This window comes from Methyloceanibacter sp. (assembly GCF_049590335.1).
Lineage (GTDB): Bacteria > Pseudomonadota > Alphaproteobacteria > Rhizobiales > Methyloligellaceae > Methyloceanibacter.
On the sequence record NZ_JBAWCQ010000062.1, the window covers coordinates 1 to 3,428 of the forward strand.

Here is a 3,428-nt window from a genome sequence, read left to right on the forward strand (position 1 = left end):
AGGATCCTCGTTAGGAGCCTCAAGCCAATTTACTCTGACAATGCCCGCTAATGACCCAAAGCGGACATTGGCCGACTAAATTCACAGTTCACAATGCCGCCGAGCCGCCTAACGCGACATGACCATCTCTTCGATCAACCTGGTTTTCGCCGGCGCATGGGACAGGTTCGTTCCCTATAGTGGACTGCACCTTGTCAGCGTCTTCGTCTGCGTCTTGGCGGTTGCCGCCCTTGCTGGGATCGGCCATACCCTGTCCGACACCAGGAAAACAGACTTGCGGCGCGCGCTCGGTGTTTTCGCGATCGCGTATTGGGTCGTCTCTTACACCATGCTGTGGTACCGCCATGGGCTCGACCTCCCGTCCGGCCTGCCGCTGCATATCTGCGAACTCAATAACCTGATCGCGCCGCTTGCGTTGCTCACCCTCAATCGCTGGCTGAGAGCGACGGCTTATTTTTGGACCTTTGCGCTTACCACCCAGGCTTTTGTTCAGCCGACTCTGACGACTGGCCCGGCTGGCGTCTTCTTCTGGTTGTTCTGGGCACAGCACACGATTGTCCTTGCCTGCGCCGTGTATGATCTCGCGGTGGTCGGCTTCCGGCCTAATTGGCAGGACCTCTGGCGCGTCTATGTGGTGAGCGCACTCTATCTCGCGATCGTCGTTCCCCTGAATCTCGAGTTCGGCACGAATTTTGGCTTTCTCGGCAATTCTCCCCCCGCAAGAGTCCCTCCCTTTGTCGACGCGCTCGGCCCCTGGCCCTGGCGAGCACTCATTGTCGTTGCTCTGGCAGCCGCGGGCTTTGCGATCTTGGTTTTGCCATGGCGGGGGCGCGCATCGCACAAGCCGACATGAGCGGCAGCATATCCGATGCTCAGCATGTCCGCTTTACGGGATAGACCGGACAATCTCAGTCAGCCTGCCAATGTCTGCTGATGACCCAAAGCGGACATCAGAGCGTGTTCTTGTAGATCTTGCCGTCCTTCATGATCAGGTCGATCTTGTTCTCGTAGTCTGAAAGGATCGTCACGTCCCGAGTCGGATCACCCTCGACCAGGATGATGTCGGCATAGGCGCCATCCTCGATCACGCCGAGCGTCCCCTCGCGGTACGGGTTCAACTCACCGCTCAAATCCAAGAGCGCCGCGACGTTGCTCGTCGCCATTCTCAGGACTTCGACCGGTTCGAACACTTCGGCGAGCGTCAGGAACTCGTTGCTCTGCTCCTTGAAATTTTCAGGTGCGCCGAACTGGTCGGTCGAGAACACTAGGGTGACACCGTATTCCTTGGCCCATTTGAGCTGGTTGGCCGCACCCTCGTTGACCTGTCGCAGCTTGGCTGCGGTGCCGCTGTTGGGGTCGAGCCCAACATCTTCGGGCGAGGTCAGGGAGATGCGTGCGGTCGGGGCGAGGAACACACCCTTCTCGGCCATCAGCTTCATCGTATCCTCGGTCAGGAATGGCCCATGTTCGATGCACATGACGCCGGCTTCGACCGCCTGCCGCACGGCCTCGTCGGTGTATGCGTGAACCGCGACATAGGTGCCCCATTGCTCCGCAGCCTTGACGGCAGCGCTGAATTCCTCGGGGCCGCCCTGAACGGTGTGCAGCGGATCGTAGGGTGAGGACACGCCGCCGCCGGCCATCATCTTGATCTGCTTGGCGCCGTAGCGCAGCGCTTCGCGGACCGCCCGGGTCACCTCCGGGGCGCCATCCGCCATGATGAGCCAGCCTTGCATCTCCATCAGCGAATACTGGCCGTAGATGCCAGGGTGGAGGTCGTTGTAATTGCGGAAGTCGCCGTGGCCCGAGGTCTGGGTGATGTAGGGACCGGAGGAGAAGAGGCGCGGACCGACGACATAACCTTCCTCGATGGCCCGGTGCAGGCCCACGGTCGGGCCGCCAATGTCGCGTACGGTGGTGAAGCCGCGCATGAGCATCTCCTCAGCCTGCTCGTTGGAAAGCGCGCCGACATACATCCAGTCGTAGTCGTTCAGGATCTCGCCCGGCCGCCGCACCAGGGCAAGATGTACATGCGCGTCCATGAGTCCGGGCATCAGCGTGCGCCCGCCGCCATCGATCACCTTTGCATCGTCGCGGACCTCAGTGTCGCCCTTGGCGATCTTCTTAATGAGGTTACCTTCGACTAGCACGCTCATCCCTTCGGCGAGCTTGTCGCTCTTGCCGTCGAAGACATTCACGTTGATGAACAGAACTTGAGGCTTGGGCTTATCCTCGGCGGCAGATACCGGGACTGGATAAATCATCAACGCAAGTAGGCAGGCGGCAAAGAAGGTGGCGACAAGGGCCCGAACACAGAGCATGATTTTCTCCCTGAGAACCTTACTTTCGGCGCTGCGTTGTAATGGAAAATTGACGGAACCGGAAGCACCTGATGTCTGCTTTTGGCACTTAGCGGACATTGATCGTTAGTGCGGGAATGTCTGGTTATGGGCGTTAACCGGACGTGGCTGTGTCCTGTTCTGAGGGCCGCCAATAACCCAGAGCAGACCTTACAGTGTGTGTGCTCAAGAGCGGCGATTGCCGCCCCAACCAATCACCGCTCACAGATCCGCTCGAGCCGTTCCAGCTCGCGAGCCTCCCTTTCAAATCTTATATGCCGATAGGCAGCATCGTGATCGCGCAAGCGCCAAAGGTTGGCCAAGTAGTCGCAAAAATAGATGAGATAGAAACGGGTAATTCCGTATCGATCTATCTGCTCCACGTGAGCTAGCTCATGTCGGAGCAATGCTGGTGTGATTTCCGTCTTAGCATTCTTGAACAGAATCGTTCGCGCGACGACCATTCCGCGATACCGTTGAACAAAGGGAAGCTTAAAAATCCAATGTTGATATCGGATGTGAGGAGTTTGTTGTGATTGCCGTGGCATCCAGATGTCCAATTAAGTTAGCAGACGTCGTTTTGACGGTATCGCGGGAAAAGCAGTGCGCCACATAGAGTCAGGTTCTGCCGAGAGGTAGGAGATAAAGAGGCCCTTCGCGATCGGCCATCTCGACCACGGACTTGACGCGCTGGTCGTCGAAAGCGCCGACGGGCGTCATGCCAAGGTCCAGAGCAACCGCCTGCAAGGCCACGTTCTGCGCTACATGGCCGGCCTCCAGGTGTACGTAAAGAGGGCCACGACGACCGTATTTGACTGTCGTTCGATCATATACTGCGGAGATGACCAACACGGCCGCGGCTCTTGCGATCCAGCTCTGGCCAAAGGCGGCGCCGCTGAGTGTCGTCCGCCGGTCGCCTGTTGCCACCCTCGCGAGTTGGTGGCTATCGACTTGGTACCGGTACACACCGGCTGGGAGTTCAGTGACCTCGCCAACCACTAAGTGGAGTTCAAGCGGATAGAGCGCGCCCGCGGAGGGCGCTGTTCTGAGGCCTGCCGGGTCGGTCACGCCTTGGGCAGACCATAGAAG

3 protein-coding genes are annotated in these 3,428 nt (G+C 58.8%); 1 reads left to right on the forward strand and 2 read right to left on the reverse strand.

What is annotated here, in order from left to right; genetic code table 11:
- Positions 1–118 precede the first annotated feature (118 nt).
- On the forward strand, positions 119–853 hold the full coding sequence (locus WBQ77_RS04850; protein WP_424059155.1) for a TIGR02206 family membrane protein: 735 nt from the start codon (positions 119–121) through the stop codon (positions 851–853).
- Positions 854–950: 97 nt separating this feature from the next.
- Here WBQ77_RS04850 and WBQ77_RS04855 read toward each other — a convergent pair whose 3' ends face one another.
- Entirely contained in the window at positions 951–2,321 is a 1,371-nt protein-coding gene (locus WBQ77_RS04855; RefSeq protein ID WP_424059157.1) for an amidohydrolase family protein, read from the reverse strand.
- Positions 2,322–2,957: 636 nt separating this feature from the next.
- Positions 2,958–3,428: SagB/ThcOx family dehydrogenase (locus WBQ77_RS04860; protein ID WP_424059159.1), on the reverse strand; the 471-nt coding region annotated here is incomplete at its 5' end.